Annotated in this window: 15 protein-coding genes; 10 read left to right on the forward strand and 5 right to left on the reverse strand. The window is 68.3% G+C overall.

The features are described from left to right. Positions 1-48: 48 nt before the first annotated feature. From dapE to IG65_RS0111600, 6 genes are read left to right on the forward strand one after another with little or no spacing between them, the layout of a single operon-like run. On the forward strand, positions 49-1,149 hold the full coding sequence (dapE, locus tag IG65_RS0111570) for a succinyl-diaminopimelate desuccinylase (protein WP_030514884.1): 1,101 nt from the start codon (positions 49-51) through the stop codon (positions 1,147-1,149). Between the two features lie 18 nt (positions 1,150-1,167). Beyond that, complete coding sequence (locus IG65_RS0111580; RefSeq protein WP_036524122.1) at positions 1,168-1,971, forward strand: TIGR00730 family Rossman fold protein; 804 nt, start codon at positions 1,168-1,170, stop codon at positions 1,969-1,971. Beyond that, positions 1,968-2,531: a TIGR00730 family Rossman fold protein gene (locus IG65_RS0111585; protein WP_036524162.1), complete on the forward strand. Its 564-nt coding sequence runs from the start codon at positions 1,968-1,970 to the stop codon at positions 2,529-2,531. The genes IG65_RS0111580 and IG65_RS0111585 overlap by 4 nt, the downstream gene beginning before the upstream one ends. A gap of 41 nt (positions 2,532-2,572) precedes the next feature. Then, positions 2,573-4,342, forward strand: a complete 1,770-nt coding sequence (locus IG65_RS0111590) for a long-chain-acyl-CoA synthetase (RefSeq protein WP_030514887.1) — start codon at positions 2,573-2,575, stop codon at positions 4,340-4,342. A gap of 45 nt (positions 4,343-4,387) precedes the next feature. Further along, positions 4,388-5,266, forward strand: coding sequence for a dihydropteroate synthase (folP, locus tag IG65_RS36780; RefSeq protein WP_030514888.1), 879 nt, complete (start codon positions 4,388-4,390; stop codon positions 5,264-5,266). Next, complete coding sequence (locus tag IG65_RS0111600) at positions 5,263-6,186, forward strand: glucosyl-3-phosphoglycerate synthase (protein WP_030514889.1); 924 nt, start codon at positions 5,263-5,265, stop codon at positions 6,184-6,186. Before folP ends, IG65_RS0111600 begins: the two co-directional genes overlap by 4 nt. Positions 6,187-6,263: 77 nt before the next feature. Here the strand turns inward: IG65_RS0111600 and IG65_RS0111605 are convergent, their stop codons facing one another. The 5 genes from IG65_RS0111605 to sigE form a co-directional block, all read right to left on the reverse strand. Further along, complete coding sequence (locus tag IG65_RS0111605) at positions 6,264-7,100, reverse strand: hypothetical protein (protein ID WP_030514890.1); 837 nt, start codon at positions 7,098-7,100, stop codon at positions 6,264-6,266. Between the two features lie 139 nt (positions 7,101-7,239). After that, complete coding sequence (tatB, locus tag IG65_RS0111610; RefSeq protein ID WP_030514891.1) at positions 7,240-7,704, reverse strand: Sec-independent protein translocase protein TatB; 465 nt, start codon at positions 7,702-7,704, stop codon at positions 7,240-7,242. A gap of 9 nt (positions 7,705-7,713) precedes the next feature. Continuing rightward, positions 7,714-9,288 (reverse strand): trypsin-like peptidase domain-containing protein, encoded by a 1,575-nt coding sequence (locus IG65_RS0111615; protein WP_051755814.1) that lies wholly within the window; start codon positions 9,286-9,288, stop codon positions 7,714-7,716. Continuing rightward, positions 9,273-9,662: a hypothetical protein gene (locus IG65_RS0111620; protein ID WP_030514893.1), complete on the reverse strand. Its 390-nt coding sequence runs from the start codon at positions 9,660-9,662 to the stop codon at positions 9,273-9,275. The genes IG65_RS0111615 and IG65_RS0111620 overlap by 16 nt, the downstream gene beginning before the upstream one ends. 65 nt (positions 9,663-9,727) lie before the next feature. Continuing rightward, complete coding sequence (gene sigE, locus IG65_RS34615) at positions 9,728-10,570, reverse strand: RNA polymerase sigma factor SigE (protein ID WP_063833582.1); 843 nt, start codon at positions 10,568-10,570, stop codon at positions 9,728-9,730. Between the two features lie 215 nt (positions 10,571-10,785). Between sigE and IG65_RS0111630 the strand changes: the two genes are divergently transcribed. The 4 genes from IG65_RS0111630 (at position 10,786) to IG65_RS0111645 (ending at position 14,870) form a co-directional block, all read left to right on the forward strand. Then, positions 10,786-11,424, forward strand: coding sequence for an O-methyltransferase (locus IG65_RS0111630; RefSeq protein WP_104392717.1), 639 nt, complete (start codon positions 10,786-10,788; stop codon positions 11,422-11,424). Positions 11,425-11,571: 147 nt separating this feature from the next. Next, positions 11,572-12,225, forward strand: a complete 654-nt coding sequence (locus IG65_RS0111635) for a TetR/AcrR family transcriptional regulator (protein WP_030514896.1) — start codon at positions 11,572-11,574, stop codon at positions 12,223-12,225. A 24-nt stretch (positions 12,226-12,249) separates the two neighbouring features. Further along, positions 12,250-13,215, forward strand: coding sequence for an ABC transporter ATP-binding protein (locus tag IG65_RS0111640; RefSeq protein WP_051755774.1), 966 nt, complete (start codon positions 12,250-12,252; stop codon positions 13,213-13,215). Then, positions 13,212-14,870 (forward strand): ABC transporter permease, encoded by a 1,659-nt coding sequence (locus tag IG65_RS0111645; protein WP_030514898.1) that lies wholly within the window; start codon positions 13,212-13,214, stop codon positions 14,868-14,870. The genes IG65_RS0111640 and IG65_RS0111645 overlap by 4 nt, the downstream gene beginning before the upstream one ends. Positions 14,871-14,938 lie beyond the last annotated feature (68 nt).

The raw sequence follows: 14,938 nt of genomic DNA on the forward strand, positions 1-14,938 counted from the left end.
GAGCCGCTCGGCCCGGTCGTGAGACGTGCGAACAATTAGGCTGGTCCGGTGACCATCGATCTGCGCGCCGACCCGATCTCGATCACCGCGACCCTCGTCGACATCCCGAGCGTCTCCCGCGACGAGGCGGCGATCACCGACACCGTCGCCTGGGCCCTGCGTGAGCAGACCGAGGGCTTCGAGGTGCTGCGGCACGGCAACACCGTGCTGGCTCGCACGAATCGCGGGCTGCCGCACCGGGTGATCATGGCCGGTCACCTGGATACCGTGCCGATCGCCGACAACGTGCCGGGCCGGTTCGAGACGATCGACGGTGAGGAAGTGCTGTTCGGCTGCGGCAGCGTCGACATGAAATCCGGTGACGCGGTTTTCCTGCACCTGGCCGCGACCGTCGCCGACCCGGTCTGCGATCTGACCCTGATCTTCTACGACTGCGAGGAGATCGCCGCCGAATACAACGGTCTCGGCCGCATCGAACGCGAGCTGCCGGAATGGCTGGACGGCGATCTGGCGATCCTCGGCGAACCGTCGGGCGCGTGGATCGAGGCCGGCTGCCAGGGCACCCTGCGCGTCCGCCTCGGCCTCGGCGGCACCCGCGCCCACACCGCGCGAGCGTGGCTGGGCGACAACGCCATTCACAAGCTGGCGCCCGTCCTGCAGCGGCTGCGCGACTACGTGCCGCGCGAGGTGGAGATCGACGGTTGCGTGTACCGCGAGGGGTTGTCCGCGGTGAAGGTGGAGGGCGGTGTGGCCGGCAATGTGGTGCCCGACGAGGCCGAGGTGCTGGTGAATTTCCGGTTCGCGCCCGATCGCACCCTCGACGAGGCGACCGAGCACGTGCGCGAGGTGTTCGACGGACTCGATGTGAGCTTCGAGCGGACCGACGGTGCGCCGGGCGCGCTGCCGGGTTTGTCGTCTCCGGCCGCGAAGAACCTGGTGGAACGCGTCCATTCCCATGGCGGTGGCGGGGTGCGCGCGAAATACGGCTGGACCGACGTGTCGCGATTCGCCGCTCGCGGCATCCCGGCGGTCAATTTCGGGCCCGGCGACCCCAATCTGGCGCACAAGGTGGACGAGCGCGTACCCACCCGCCAGATCACCGTCGTCACCGAGATCCTGCGCAACTACCTGACCGGTCACAAGGGCTGAACCGGTAGGTTCGGTCCCATGTCCACCGCGTCCGAGCCCGCACCGACCAGATCACCGAAGTCCACTCCGAAGTTCAGGGGCCCGATCATGTTGCGCCGGGCCCGCAAACAGGGCACCGGAACCACCGATCAGCATCTGCTCGACGGCCGCGAACCCACCGACTGGGTGCACACCGACCCCTGGCGGGTGCTCCGGATCCAGAGCGAATTCGTGGAGGGCTTCGGCGCCCTCGCCGAAATACCCAGGGCCGTATCGGTTTTCGGTTCGGCGCGGACGCAGGTGGATACACCCGAATACGAGGCGGCGCGGGCCATCGGCGGCGCGCTGGCCGAGGCCGGTTTCGCGGTGATCACCGGCGGCGGCCCCGGAGTGATGGAGGCGGCCAATCGCGGCGCCTGCGAGGCGGGCGGATACTCCGTGGGCCTCGGCATCGAACTGCCGATGGAACAGAGCCTCAACGAATGGGTCGACCTCGGCATCAACTTCCGCTACTTCTTCGCCCGCAAGACGATGTTCGTCAAGTATTCCCAGGCCTTCATCTGCCTGCCCGGCGGCTTCGGCACCCTGGACGAGCTGTTCGAGGCGCTCACGCTGGTCCAGACCAACAAGATCACCCGCTTCCCGGTCATCCTGTTCGGCAGTCGGTACTGGGCGGGGCTGGTCGACTGGCTGCGGGATTCGCCGGCCGGCTCGGGCAAGATCTCGCCCGGTGATCTGGGACTGCTGCACGTGACCGACAGTGTGGAGGAGCTGATCGACATCGTGCTGCAGGCCGCCGCGCGCCGCGGCGAGGAGTCCACGGGGACGGAGGACAAGTGGTGAACGGGCAGCCGTTCGCGGTGTGTGTCTACTGTTCGGCCAGCGCCACGGATCCGGACGCGCTGCGGCTGGCCGCCGAGGTGGGCAGTGAAATCGCCCGGCGCGGTTGGCAATTGGTCTCCGGCGGCGGACATGTGTCGATGATGGGTGCGGTGGCGGTGGCCGCGCGCGCCGGGGGCGCCCGCACCACGGGCGTGATCCCGAAACGCCTGGTGCATCAGGAAGTCGCCGATGTGGACAGCGACGAGCTGATCGTCACCGACACCATGCGCGAACGCAAACAGATCATGGAGGATCGCGCCGACGCCTTCCTGACCCTGCCGGGCGGAATCGGCACGCTGGAGGAATTCTTCGAGGCGTGGACCGGCGGATACCTGGGACTGCACGGCAAGCCGCTGGTGGTGCTGGATCCGAACGGCCACTACCGCGGGCTGTTCACGTGGCTGGACGAACTGAGCGCGGCCGGATTCATCGGGCGGCCCGCACTGGATCGGATTACCGTGACCGCGGATGTGGCATCCGCATTCCGAGCCCTGACGGCGCCGCGCATCGGCACCGCCTGAGCGATTCGACACCGCCCGACCGGAACCCGTTGGAGGAGAATGTGAGCACCGACGCCCGCAACACGATCAGTCTCTGGGATCTGGTGCGCAGGCTGCCCGCGATGGCGGTGGAGACGCCGGGCATGCTGCGCGGCGCCACCGGCATGCTGGTGCGCGCCGACGGCAAATCCTCGGTCGGGCTGTACTTCCAGAAGGCGGCACGGCGGTATCCCAATCGGCCGTTCCTGCGCTTCGAGGGCCGCGAATACACCTACGGCGAGGCCAATACCGAGGTGAACTGCTTCGCGCAGGTGCTGGCGCAGCGCGGTGTGCGCCGCGGCGATGTGGTGGGCGTGCTGATGACCAACCGCCCCGAGACCCTGTTCGTGGTACTGGCGACGGTGAAGCTGGGCGCGACCGTCGGGCTGCTCAATCACAATCAGCGCGAACAGGTACTCGCCCACAGCTTCGGCCTGCTCGACAGCACCGTCAACGTGATCGGCGAGGAATGCGAGGACGCGGTGCGCTCGCTGCCCGAGCCGCCGCCGAATCTGCTGTACTCCGAGGAACTGCGGGAACTGGCCCGCGACGCCGATCCGGCCGACCCCGAGGTGTGCGCCGACATTCGTGCCCGGGAGCGCGCGTTCCTGATCTTCACCTCCGGCACGACGGGCCTGCCGAAGGCCAGCGTGATGACCCACCTGCGCTGGACGAAGAGTATGGCCGGGCTGGGCGGTCTCGGCATCCGCCTGCGTGGTGGCGACACCATGTACTGCTGCCTGCCGCTGTATCACAACAACGCGCTGACCGTCGCGCTCGGCGCGGTGCTCGGCTCGCGCGCGACGTTGGGGCTGGGACGCAAATTCTCGGTGTCGAACTTCTGGAGCGAGGTCATCGCGACCAGGTCGACGGCCTTCATCTACATCGGCGAGCTCTGCCGCTATCTGCTCAACCAGCCGGAATCGTCTCGCGAACACGAACATTCGGTGCGGCTGGCCGTCGGCAACGGCCTGCGCCCGGAGTTGTGGGACGAATTCCGGCGGCGCTTCCGCATCGGCCGGGTGGTCGAGTTCTACGGCGCGAGTGAGGGAAATATCGCCTTCATCAACGCCTTCGGCGTGGACCGCACCGCCGGATTCGGGCCGCTGCCCTACGCCGTGGTGGAATTCGACGAGGAGACCGGTAAGGCGCGGCGATACCCCGACGGACGACTGCGCAAGGTTGCCTCCGGCGGTGTGGGCCTGCTGCTGGCGAAGGTCACCGACCGTTCCCCGTTCGACGGCTACACCGACAAGTCGGCGACCGAATCGAAGTTGGTGCGCAACGCATTCGACGAGGGCGACTGCTGGTTCGACACCGGAGATCTTGTGCGCGACCAGCATTGGCGCCACATCGCCTTCGTCGACCGCCTCGGCGACACCTTCCGCTGGAAGGGCGAGAACGTCGCGACCACCGAAGTCGAGGGCGCCTTCGACGGCGCGCCCGGCATCACCGAGGCGGTGGTGTACGGCGTGGACGTGCCCGGAGCCGACGGCAAGGCGGGGATGGCCGCGGTGACCCTCGCCGCCGGGGCCGCCTTCGACGGCTCCGGCCTGGCCGCTCAGCTCTACGACCGCCTGCCCGGATATGCGGTGCCGCTGTTCGTCCGCGTGGTGCCCGAACTGGAGACCACGTCGACCTTCAAGAGCCGCAAGGTGGACCTGCGCAAGCAGGGATTCACCCCGGACGATTCGACCGAGGTCTATGCGCTGAAGGGCCGCGACCAGGGATATGTGCCGTTCTACCCGAGCTATCCCGACGAGGTGGCGGCCGGTACCGCACCCCGGGGCTAGGTCGTGTCCGAGGGCGCCGACGGCCCGGCAATTAGACTCACCTCCATGAGTTCTGCGTCACCGCTGTCCACCCTGTGCGGTAAGCCGGTGGCGACGGATCGGGCGCTGGTGATGGCGATCGTCAACCGAACCCCCGATTCCTTCTACGACCGGGGCGCCACCTTCTCCGACGACGCCGCGATGGCCGCGGTGGCGCGCGCCGTGTCCGAGGGGGCGGATCTGGTCGACATCGGCGGGGTGAAGGCCGGGCCGGGGGACGAGGTCGACGCCGCGGAGGAGGCGCGGCGCGTGGTGCCGTTCGTGGCGGCCATCCGCGCGCGTTATCCGGACCTGTTGATCAGTGTGGACACCTGGCGCAGTGAGGTGGCGCGGGCGGCGGTGGCCGAGGGTGCGGATCTGATCAACGACACCTGGGCCGGGGCGGATCCGCAGCTCGCGGGCGTGGCCGCCGAACTGGGCGTGGGGATCGTGTGCAGCCACACCGGCGGCGCTCGGCCGCGCACCCGCCCGCATCGGGTCCGGTACGCCGACGTGGTGTCCGAGGTCACCGACACCCTGGTGCGGGCCGCCGAGGCGGCGCGCGCGGCAGGGGTCGCGGCGGATGCGATTCTCATCGATCCGACCCACGATTTCGGGAAAAACACGTATCACGGGCTCGAACTGTTGCGGGCCGTGGACATTCTTGTAAATACCGGATGGCCGGTCTTGATGGCGCTGAGTAATAAGGATTTCATCGGAGAGACTCTTGGTGTCGGACTTTCCGAGCGATTGGAGGGGACATTGGCGGCAACCGCGTGGGCGGCCGCGGCCGGCGCCCGGGTCTTCCGAGTTCACGAGGTCGCCGCGACCCGGCGAGTAGTGGACATGATCGCGGCGATTCAGGGCATCCGGCCCCCCGCACGAACCTTGCGAGGTCTGGTATGACGTTCGATTGGACTGCCACGAATACGTGGGACCGACCACAGTGGGCGATCGACGAATTGGTCGACGCGAAGGATGGGCGCACCGTGTCGGTGGTGCTGCCCGCATTGAACGAGGAACGCACGGTCGCCGATGTGGTGGCCAGTATCCGGCCGCTGCTCGGCACGCTGGTCGACGAATTGGTGGTGCTGGATTCCGGTTCCGTGGACGCGACGGCCGAGCGGGCCCGGGCGGCTGGGGCGCAGGTGGTCACCCGCGAGCAGGCCGTGCCCGAACTGGAGCCGGTGCCCGGCAAGGGCGAGGTGCTGTGGCGCTCACTGGCCGCGACCTCCGGCGACCTGGTGGCGTTCGTCGATTCGGATCTGATCGATCCCGATCCGATGTTCGTGCCGAAACTGCTGGGTCCGCTGCTGACCGTGGACGGTATGCATCTGGTGAAGGCCTACTACCGGCGGCCGCTGCGCCAGGGCGCGGCGGTGGAGCAGCACGGTGGTGGCCGGGTGACCGAATTGGTGGCGCGGCCGCTGCTGGCGGCGTTGCGTCCGGATCTGTCGAAGGTGTTGCAGCCCTTGGGCGGTGAGTACGCGGGAACGCGCGAGCTGTTGACCGCGGTGCCGTTCGCCCCGGGCTACGGTGTGGAGATCGGTCTGCTGCTGGACACTTTCGACATGCTGGGCCTCTCGGCGATCGGCCAGGTGAATCTGGGCGTGCGCACGCATCGCAATCGTCCGCTGTCGGATCTGGGTGTCATGAGCCGGCAGATTCTCGGAACCGTGCTGGGACGCAGCGGAATTCGCGATTCGGGTGCGGCATTGACGCAATTCCCGCTGATCGGTGAGGAATTCACGGCATTGACCACCGATGTGCACCTCGCGGATCGGCCGCCGATGAACACCCTGCGCCCCGAAGAGGTTGCCGCCTGAATCTCGCTGCGAGCCGGTAATCCCGCTGCGAGCCGGTGCTCCCGAAACCTCGCCGCGGCGGAGCCGACGGCGAGGATTCAGCGTTCGTGACGGTAGATCGGGGTCAACAGATCCACTTCGATCGGTTCGCCGGTGTGGCGGTCGTAGCGGACGCCGACCACCGTCGAGAAGGCGCGGGTGTCGGCGCGTTCGTGCAGAGTCGCCAGCCGTGTTCCGAGAAGCCGTATCGCGCCCAGCGATCCGGGCGGATGTAGTCCGTCGATGACGAGAATGGTTCCGTGGCCGTCGGGGCGGGGCAGGCGCGCCAGGTAGGCGATGTCGTAGGGCTCGGTGCCGCCCGGCCGGTAGATCCGGCGGGCGGCCCGGTCCTCGATCGCGCGGCGGACCCGCCCGGCCCGGGCCAGGGTCCGGCGCAGTCGCGGATCCGCCGACACCAGATAGCGCAGACTGGGCGACAATTCGGGCCCGCCGAGCACGATCAAGCCCTCGCGGTCGAGATTCAGCGGACGTCCGGGGAGAAATCGTTCGACCGTGACGGTGAATCCCAGCTGTCGCAACAGTTCTGCCAGCCGGTGCGGGGCGGCGGCGTCCGGCGCGCCGATCAGCGGCGTGGCGCGTGTGACCGCGCGCAGGTCCGGGGTGAGCACGGTGAGTGGTCCGTGCCCGAAGAACAGCCCCTCCGGCACCGGGCCCTGGGTGCTGACCTGGTGAATCCGGGCGCGTGAAAGTCCTGCTGCCGCACCGATCCTGGCGAAGGTCCAGCCCTCGGCGTGCAACTCCCTGATCACCGCTCGGCGGATGCGGGTGAGCTCGTTGATGGTCTGCTGGGCCGCCGCGACCCCTTCGGTGGCAGCCTTGAGGCGTTCGACCTTGTCTTCGATCGCGAACACCCGTGCCACCTCGTCGGCTGACATGTGCGAAGTCTAGATAGCTCGACAGCCGGATGTGTCTAGTCCGGTTGACGAATCCGCCGCAGGGGCCGAATCCATCGAGAGCGCCGGACATTTGGGCCGGACCGGACGGTCCGTAAGGGGTGCTATCAGTGCTTTTCGGTCAGGTGGCGTCGAAATCGATCGGCGGTTTTTCGTTGCGGTCGAGCGGTTTCGGCGGCTCGGGCACCGAATAGCTGGGTGCGGTCACAGAATTCGGCGAGCCGGTCTGTGAGATGCCGGAATCGCCGGACGAGCCGTTGCCCGGATTCGCTGCCCCGAAGGTGCCGGTGAACAGCGAATCGTCACCGTCGAAGAGGTGCTTGGTGACCATCGACCGCGGCGTCATACCACGCAGACCTTCGAGCGGCTTGCGCAGCTCGTTGAGCTCTTCGAGCGGTTTGCGCAGTTCGTCGAGCTCGGGTCCCAGATCGTTGCGCAGCTGGCTGGTGGCGCCGGAGGCGTAGTCGCGGACCTGACGCAGACTCTGCGCGGTCCAGCGAATCGCCCCCGGCAGCCGTTCCGGGCCGAGAATCACCAGCGCGGCGACCACCAGGATCACCATCTCGGGCCAGCCGATATTGAACATAAGACCAGGCTACTGGGGTGCTTGCGGGGCGTTCTTATCGGATTCCAGCGTCACCGGCACATCGACCTGACGGCCGTCGCGGATCAGTTGGAAATTCACCGTCTCGCCGATCTGGTGGGACTGGACGGCGACGGTGAGTTCGGCCGGTTCGGTGACCTGCCGATCACCCACCTTGACGATCACGTCGCCCTCGGCGATACCCGCCTTGGCGGCCGGGCTGTTGCCGACCACATCGGCCACCGCGGCGCCGCTCATGACGTCGTTCTCGACCTGCTTGGTCTTCGCGCTCACGCCGAGCCACGGGTGGTACATCACACCGTCGCGGATCAGCGTCTGCGACACCCGCTGCACCAGATCCACCGGAATCGCGAAGCCGAGGCCGACCGATCCGCCGCTCTCGCTGCGGATGGCGGTGTTGATCCCGATCAGCCGGCCCTCGCCGTCGACCAGGGCGCCGCCGGAGTTGCCGTGGTTGATCGCGGCATCGGTCTGCACGGCGTCGAAGGCGCCGGCGGTGTCGTCGCCGGCCTCCGGGCTCTCCTGGATCGCGCGATGCAACGCGCTGACGATGCCGGAGGTGACGGTCTTGCTCAGGCCCAGCGGCGAGCCGATGGCCAGCACGTCGTCACCGACCTGCACATCGCTCGACTTCCCGAGCCGGGCCACGGTGAGGTTCTTCACGTCGACCTTCAGGACCGCGAGGTCGGTCTTCGGGTCGCGGCCGACCAGCTGGGCCGGAGCCCTGGTGCCGTCGGAGAAGGTGGCCTGGATCTTGGCCCGCCCGGATTTGTCCTGTGCCGCCATCGAGATGACGTGATTGTTGGTGACGATATAGCCGTTGCCGTCGATGACCACGCCCGAACCGAGGGCGCCGTTGTCGCCGACGGTCTCGCGGATCGAGACGACCGAGGGCAGTACCGCGTCGGCCACCTTGGCGACCTGACTGTGCGGTTTGTCGGTGTTGCTCTCCTGCTGCAGCGCGATCTTGCGCGAGGTCAGCGCCCCGGTGTTCTCGGCCGTGAACCGGCCCACCAGGCCGCCGAGCACGCCGATGATCAGGGCGACCACACCCAGGACGGCCAACGCCTTGGGCGCTACCCTGCCGCCGAACAGCACCTCGCGGGCGCCGAGTTTGGTACCCGGCGGCAGCGGCTGCGGGGCGGGGGTGTGGATGGCGGGATCACCGAGGCGGGCCGCGGCGGCGGGATCGCGCCAGGGATCGACCGGTGCGCCGCTATCGGGCGTGTCGGTTGCGGCGTCCGGATCGCGCTGCAGGCGCTCGTCCGAACCCGCAGGCCGGCCGAAGGCCTCGGCCAGCACCGCGTCCGGCGGGCGATTGACCAATTCGGGACTGTCGTGGCGCGGCGCGGACGCGGCCTGGGCGTGCGGTGCGAAGGATCCGGCCTGCCCCTCGGGGCGGCGGAAAGCGCGGGCGGTGTGTTTATCGATATCCGGGCGGTACACCGGGCGCGGCCCCAGCACGGGCGCGTCCGACGGCCTCAGGTTCCCCCTGGCCGCCGAATCCGATGAAGCGGACGGCGTCGATTCGGTGGTCACGTTCGCAAACTCTACTTGCGCCACCATCCCGTCCACCGCCTGCTCTCGAATCCCATTTCTCGATTCGAGGAGGAAGCGAAACGGAACGAATCCGCCCGCAGCCCGAGGAAACTCGCGCCGCGCGACATATCTTCGGTGCTACGTCCGGTCAGGTCGGCCAGCGGAATTCTGCTCAGCGTGTCCTGCAGGTCGGTCGGCGCGGAAATCTGCATTTGTGCCGCTCGGCGCAATGCCACCCGGGCCTGCTGCTGCGCCTCGACCTCGGCGGCGCATTCGGGGCAGCGGGACAGATGTTCGGCCGCGCGCAGATAGGCGTTCATTCTCAGCTCGCCGTCGACATATGCGACGACGGCCTCATTGGCCAGGTGTTCGGTGGGGGCGAAACGACCCTCGCCGGTCATACGGATGCACACCCTTCCGACGGACTACAGCTTCGCCGGGCACGGCCGCGGCGCTGCACCGCTGTTTACCCGACTTTCTCCTCAGCGGCGATCCGCTGCTGAGAACCATTATGCGCAAGGTATTCCCGCAGTGCCTGACGGCCGCGGTGGATCCGGCTGCGCACGGTACCCAACTTCACACCGAGGGTAGCGCCGATCTCCTCGTAGGACAGACCTTCGATATCGCACAGCACGACGGCCGCGCGGAATTCCGGCGCCAGCGCGTCGAGCGCCCGCTGCAGGTCCGGATCCAGCCGGGCATCGTGATAGACCTGCTCGGGCCCGGGACCTTCGGACGGCACCCGGTCGTAGTCCTCGGGCAGCGCCTCCATCCGGATGCGGTTGCGCCGGCGGACCATGTCGAGGAACAGATTCGTGGTGATCCGGTGCAGCCAGCCCTCGAACGTGCCGGGCTGGTAGTTCTGCAGCGAGCGGAAGACCCGGATGAAGGTCTCCTGGGTCAGATCCTCGGCATCCTGCGGGTCACCGGTCAGGCGGTAGGCCAGCCGGTACACCCGGTCGGCGTGCTCGCGGACCAGTTCGTCCCAGGTCGGCATCATGGTGCGGTCGCCGGTGGCGTCGAAGGCGGCGGTACCGCTCAGCGCGTCGTCGTCCGCGGCCTCGCCCGCGACGGATTCGGTATCGTCGAAGTCGGCGCCGTTCGCGACGACGGCCCGGGCTTCGGGACCGACTTCGGCTTCCGGACGAACTTCGACTTCGGTACGGACATCGCTACGAGCGGCAGCGGGCAGCTCGTAATCGGCCGAGACGCCGATCGGCAGACTCGACTCGGGCAGGGTGGCGTACTCGCGCGCCGCATCGACCTTGTGGATGGGGTGACCTCCTACTCGGGACCGTGGTAGGCGCACGACGACTGGTGGTCGTCGCGTACCGGGTACAACCCCGGACCCGAGTCCGGTGTTCCCGGGCGCCGTCCGGCGGTCGGCCGGCCCTTGCTTGGTCAATACTCTGGCGGTTCCCGATGTGCCGGTGGTATGGGGAGGCTGAGGGACACCTGAGAAAAACACCGGCCGTCGTCGCGCCCCCGGACAGCCACGCCGTTAGCCTCATATTCGTGAGCCACATCCCAGCGGCATCGGCCCTGCAGCGCAACCTCGCCTACGTGGAGGAATCCGTGGTCGAGGACGAGATCCTCATCGCCGCGCGGGAGCGGGCCACCGAACTGGGCGCCGCGCCGGTGCCGCCGTCGGTGGGAGCGCTGCTCAGCATGTACGCGCAGCTGCTCGGCGCCCGCGCGGTGGTCGAGGTCGGCACCGGCGCCGGAATCAGCGGCCTGTGGCTGCTCGACGGCATGCGCGAGGACGGGACGCTGACCACGATCGACTCCGAGCCGGAACATCAGCGTGCGGCCAAGGACGCCTTCCGCGCGGCCGATATCGCGCCCGCGCGCACCCGGCTGATCAACGGCCGCGCTCTGGACGTGCTGCCCCGGCTCGCCGACGGCGCCTACGACCTGGTGTTCATCGACGCGGCTCCACTCGAGCATCCGCAATACGTCGAGCAGGCCGTACGTTTGCTGCGCGAGGGCGGGGCGGTGCTGATGTACAACGCGCTGCTGGGCGGGCGGGTGCCCGATCCGGCGCAGCGCGACGCCGCGACCCAGGCGGTGCGGGCGGCGACCCGGGCCGTGGCCGAGGACCCCGCCCTGACCAGCGTGCTGATCCCGGTCGGAGACGGGCTGCTCTGCGCCTCGCGCGGCTAGTCGCCGCTCCCGGTTCTCCGGCGGTTCGATCGAGCCGGTTCCGGAAATAGCTCGCTGAAAGCTGTCTACCTGCGCGTTCGGCTTCCGAAATTTGTCGCGGGCCGAGTCTTGCGTGCGGATTGAACGAGTGTTTAGTATATTGAACATGTGTTTAAGGGAGCAGCCGTACCGGAAGGATCCGCCTCGGATCTGAGCACGCCCGCCCGGATCCGGGACGCGGCGATCGTCGTCTTCGGCGAAGAGGGATTCGGGGTCGGCGTGCGGGCCATCGCCAAAGCGGCGGGGGTTTCGCCCGGCCTCGTCAATCACCACTTCGGTTCCAAGGACGGCCTGCGCGAGGCGTGTGACGAGCACGTACGTGCCGTCATCCGGGCCGCGAAGACGGAATACGTCCAGCAGCCCTCGCCGAATTCGACCCTGAAGGCCCTCGCCGAAATCGAGGAGTTCGCGCCCTACACCGCGTATCTGATGCGCAGCTTCCAGGCCGGCGGAACGCTGATGACCTCGCTGTTCGATCAGATGCGCGCGGACGTGGAGTCCTATCTCGAGGTCGGTATCGAGGCCGGCACCCTGCGCCGGCCCAGGGACGTATCGGCGACGGCGAACTATCTGGCGGTGCAGAACGGCGGCGGATTCTTCTTCTTCCTGCAGCTCTACGCCGCCCGCCACGAAGGAAAGCTCGACTTTCGAAAAGCGTTGCGCGAGTACGCCGACCAGATGATGCTGCCGGCGGTCGAGGCCAACACCCACGGCCTGTTCGCCGATTCCTCGGTGCTCGACTCGTTGCTCGCCGAAATGTGAACCCTTATCTCACAAGGAGATTCGATGTCATCGGCAATCGAGGTCCGGAAGCTGCACAAGCATTTCGGATCGGTACGCGCCCTGGACGGCCTCGACCTCGAGGTCGCCGAGGGAGAGGTGCACGGCTTCCTCGGGCCCAACGGGGCCGGCAAGTCGACCACCATCCGCATTCTGCTCGGCATCCTGGCGCGCACCTCGGGGCAGGCCCGGGTGCTCGGGCGCGATCCGTGGACCGATGCGGTCGAGTTGCATCGCGATATCGCCTACGTCCCGGGCGATGTCACGCTGTGGCCGTCGCTGTCGGGCGGGGAGACGATCGATCTGCTGGCACGGATGCGCGGCGGCATCGATACCGCTCGCCGCGCAGAGATGATCGAGCGCTTCGAACTCGATCCGCGCAAGAAGGCGCGCGCATACTCCAAGGGCAACCGGCAGAAGGTCGCACTCGTCTCCGCGTTCTCCTCGAACGCGCGACTGCTGTTGCTCGACGAACCGACCTCGGGCCTGGATCCGTTGATGGAACAGGTCTTTCGCGAATGCGCGCGAGAGGCGGCCGAGCGCGGCGCCACCGTGCTGCTGTCGAGCCACATCCTCTCCGAGGTGGAGGCGCTGTGCGACCGGGTCACGATCATCCGCGCCGGTAAGACGGTCGAGAGCGGCACCCTGGCCGAGATGCGTCATCTCAGCCGCACGTCCATCAAGGCCGAACTCATCGGCGACCCGGGCGATATCGGCGCCATCGCGGGCGTCGAGGACGTCACGATCGAGGACCACACGCTGCACTGCCAGGTCGACAGCGAACATCTCGGCGAACTGATCCGGGTGCTCGGCGACGCCGGAGTGCGCAGCCTCGTCAGTCAGCCGCCGACGCTGGAAGAGCTGTTCCTGCGCCACTATTCGCTCGACGGCGACGCGCCGGCCGATGCCCGGCGACCCGCGCACACCTCCGCGTCGCGGGACGAGCAGGCATTGAGCGAGGCGACGAAATGACCACCGCGACCCTCGACCGCCCGCACGGCGGATTCGCCGAACGCTCCACTCGGTCCTCGGATTTCACCGGCACCGGGCAGCTGCTGCGCCTGTATCTGCGGCGGGACCGCATCGTATTGCCGCTGTGGGTGCTGCTGCTCTCGGCGCCGCTGGGCAGCGTCTACGTCTCCAGCGTGAAGAATCTGTACTCGTCGCCGGCCGATCTGCAGAATTTCGCGCACACCATCCTGTCCAGCCCGGCGCAGTTGGCGTTGTACGGCCCGATCTACAACACCAGCATCGGTGCGGCCGGCGTGTGGAAGGCAGGGGCGTTCTACACCCTGATCGGCATCGCCACGATTCTCACCGTCATCCGGCACACCCGCGCCGAGGAGGAGACCGGACGCGAGGAGCTGCTCGCCTCGACCCGGGTGGGCCGCTTCGCCGCCCTGACCGCGACCCTGCTGCTGACCTGTGCCGCCTGCGTGGCGGTCGGAATCGTCGCGACGCTGAGCATCGCCTCGGCGGGAGTGCCGTTCGACGGCTCGCTGGCCTTCGGCGCGGCGCTGGCGGCCTCGGGCATCGTCTTCGCGGCCGTCGCCGCGGTCGCCGCGCAACTGAGTGCGAGTGCCCGGCTGGCCCGCGGCATCGCGCTGGCGGTGCTCGCGGTGACCTTCACCCTGCGCGCCATCGGTGACGCGCGGGCCGGAGACGGCCCGACCGACATCCTGACCTGGCTGTCGCCGCAGGGCTGGTCGCTGCAGGTCCGTCCCTTCGCGGGTGATCGCTGGTGGGTGCTGCTGCTGCATGCGGTGACCACTGTCGTGCTGGTCGCGGTCGCCTACACGCTGCTGCGGCGGCGCGACATGGGGGCCGGGCTGATCGCCGACCGGCCCGGTCCCACCGCCGGATCAGCCCTGCTGAGCGGGCCGTTCGGGCTGGCCTGGCGGTTGCAGCGCGGCACCCTGGCGGCGTGGACGGTCGGGCTCGCGCTCTACGGCCTGATCATCGGCAGCGTGGTTCACGGCATCGGCGACGAGATCGGCTCCAGCCAGACCGTCCGCGACATCATCGCCCGGCTCGGCGGTTCGCAGGGGGTGGAACAGGCCTTCCTGAACACCGCCTTCTCGATGGTCGGCCTGGGAGCGGCGGCCTTCTCGATCTCGGCCGCGCTGCGGATGTACGCGGAGGAGAGCGACGATCGCGCCGAAACCGTGCTGACCGGCGCCGTCGGCCGAATTCGCTGGGCCGCAAGCCATCTGATCTTCGCGTTCGGCGGTCCGGTGGTGGCGCTGTTCGCCTCCGGCGTAATCGGCGGCCTGTCCTACGGGATCGCCGCGTCGGATCTGGGCGGCAAGTTCCCGCAGGCGCTGGAAGCGGCGATGATCCAGATTCCCGCAGTGTGGGTGTTCACCGCGATCACCGTGCTGCTGTTCGGACTGCTGCCGCGCTGGACCCCGGTGGCGTGGGGTGTGTTCACCGCGGGGGTGGCGATCTATCTGCTCGGCTCGATCTCCGGTATGCCGCAATGGGTTCTGGACCTCAACCCCTACGGTCATCTGCCGAAACTGCCGGCGGAGGACTTCCGCGCGATGCCGGTGATCGTGCTGCTGGTGCTCGCGGTGGTGATCACCGCGGTCGGACTCGCGGGCTGGCGCCGACGCGATCTGCGCTGATCCGCAAGGCATTTCGCCGCCCGGTCGCTCCTCTCCCGGAGCGCCGGGCGGCACTTTCCGTGGCCGGG

It is taken from the genome of Nocardia sp. NRRL WC-3656 (assembly GCF_000720265.1).
Classification (GTDB): domain Bacteria; phylum Actinomycetota; class Actinomycetes; order Mycobacteriales; family Mycobacteriaceae; genus Nocardia; species Nocardia nova.

What these genes read in the sequence shown, in the direction of transcription:
- IG65_RS0111605 (WP_030514890.1), bottom strand. Translation starts at nt 7,100, where the DNA reads ATGTCAGCCGACGAGGTGGCACGGGTGTTCGCGATCGAAGACAAGGTC.
- IG65_RS0111620 (WP_030514893.1), bottom strand. Translation starts at nt 9,662, where the DNA reads ATGACCGGCGAGGGTCGTTTCGCCCCCACCGAACACCTGGCCAATGAG.
- IG65_RS0111580 (WP_036524122.1), top strand. Translation starts at nt 1,168, where the DNA reads ATGTCCACCGCGTCCGAGCCCGCACCGACCAGATCACCGAAGTCCACT.
- IG65_RS0111615 (WP_051755814.1), bottom strand. Translation starts at nt 9,288, where the DNA reads ATGGTGGCGCAAGTAGAGTTTGCGAACGTGACCACCGAATCGACGCCG.
- IG65_RS0111645 (WP_030514898.1), top strand. Translation starts at nt 13,212, where the DNA reads ATGACCACCGCGACCCTCGACCGCCCGCACGGCGGATTCGCCGAACGC.
- tatB (WP_030514891.1), bottom strand. Translation starts at nt 7,704, where the DNA reads ATGTTCAATATCGGCTGGCCCGAGATGGTGATCCTGGTGGTCGCCGCG.
- folP (WP_030514888.1), top strand. Translation starts at nt 4,388, where the DNA reads ATGAGTTCTGCGTCACCGCTGTCCACCCTGTGCGGTAAGCCGGTGGCG.
- IG65_RS0111640 (WP_051755774.1), top strand. Translation starts at nt 12,250, where the DNA reads ATGTCATCGGCAATCGAGGTCCGGAAGCTGCACAAGCATTTCGGATCG.
- IG65_RS0111600 (WP_030514889.1), top strand. Translation starts at nt 5,263, where the DNA reads ATGACGTTCGATTGGACTGCCACGAATACGTGGGACCGACCACAGTGG.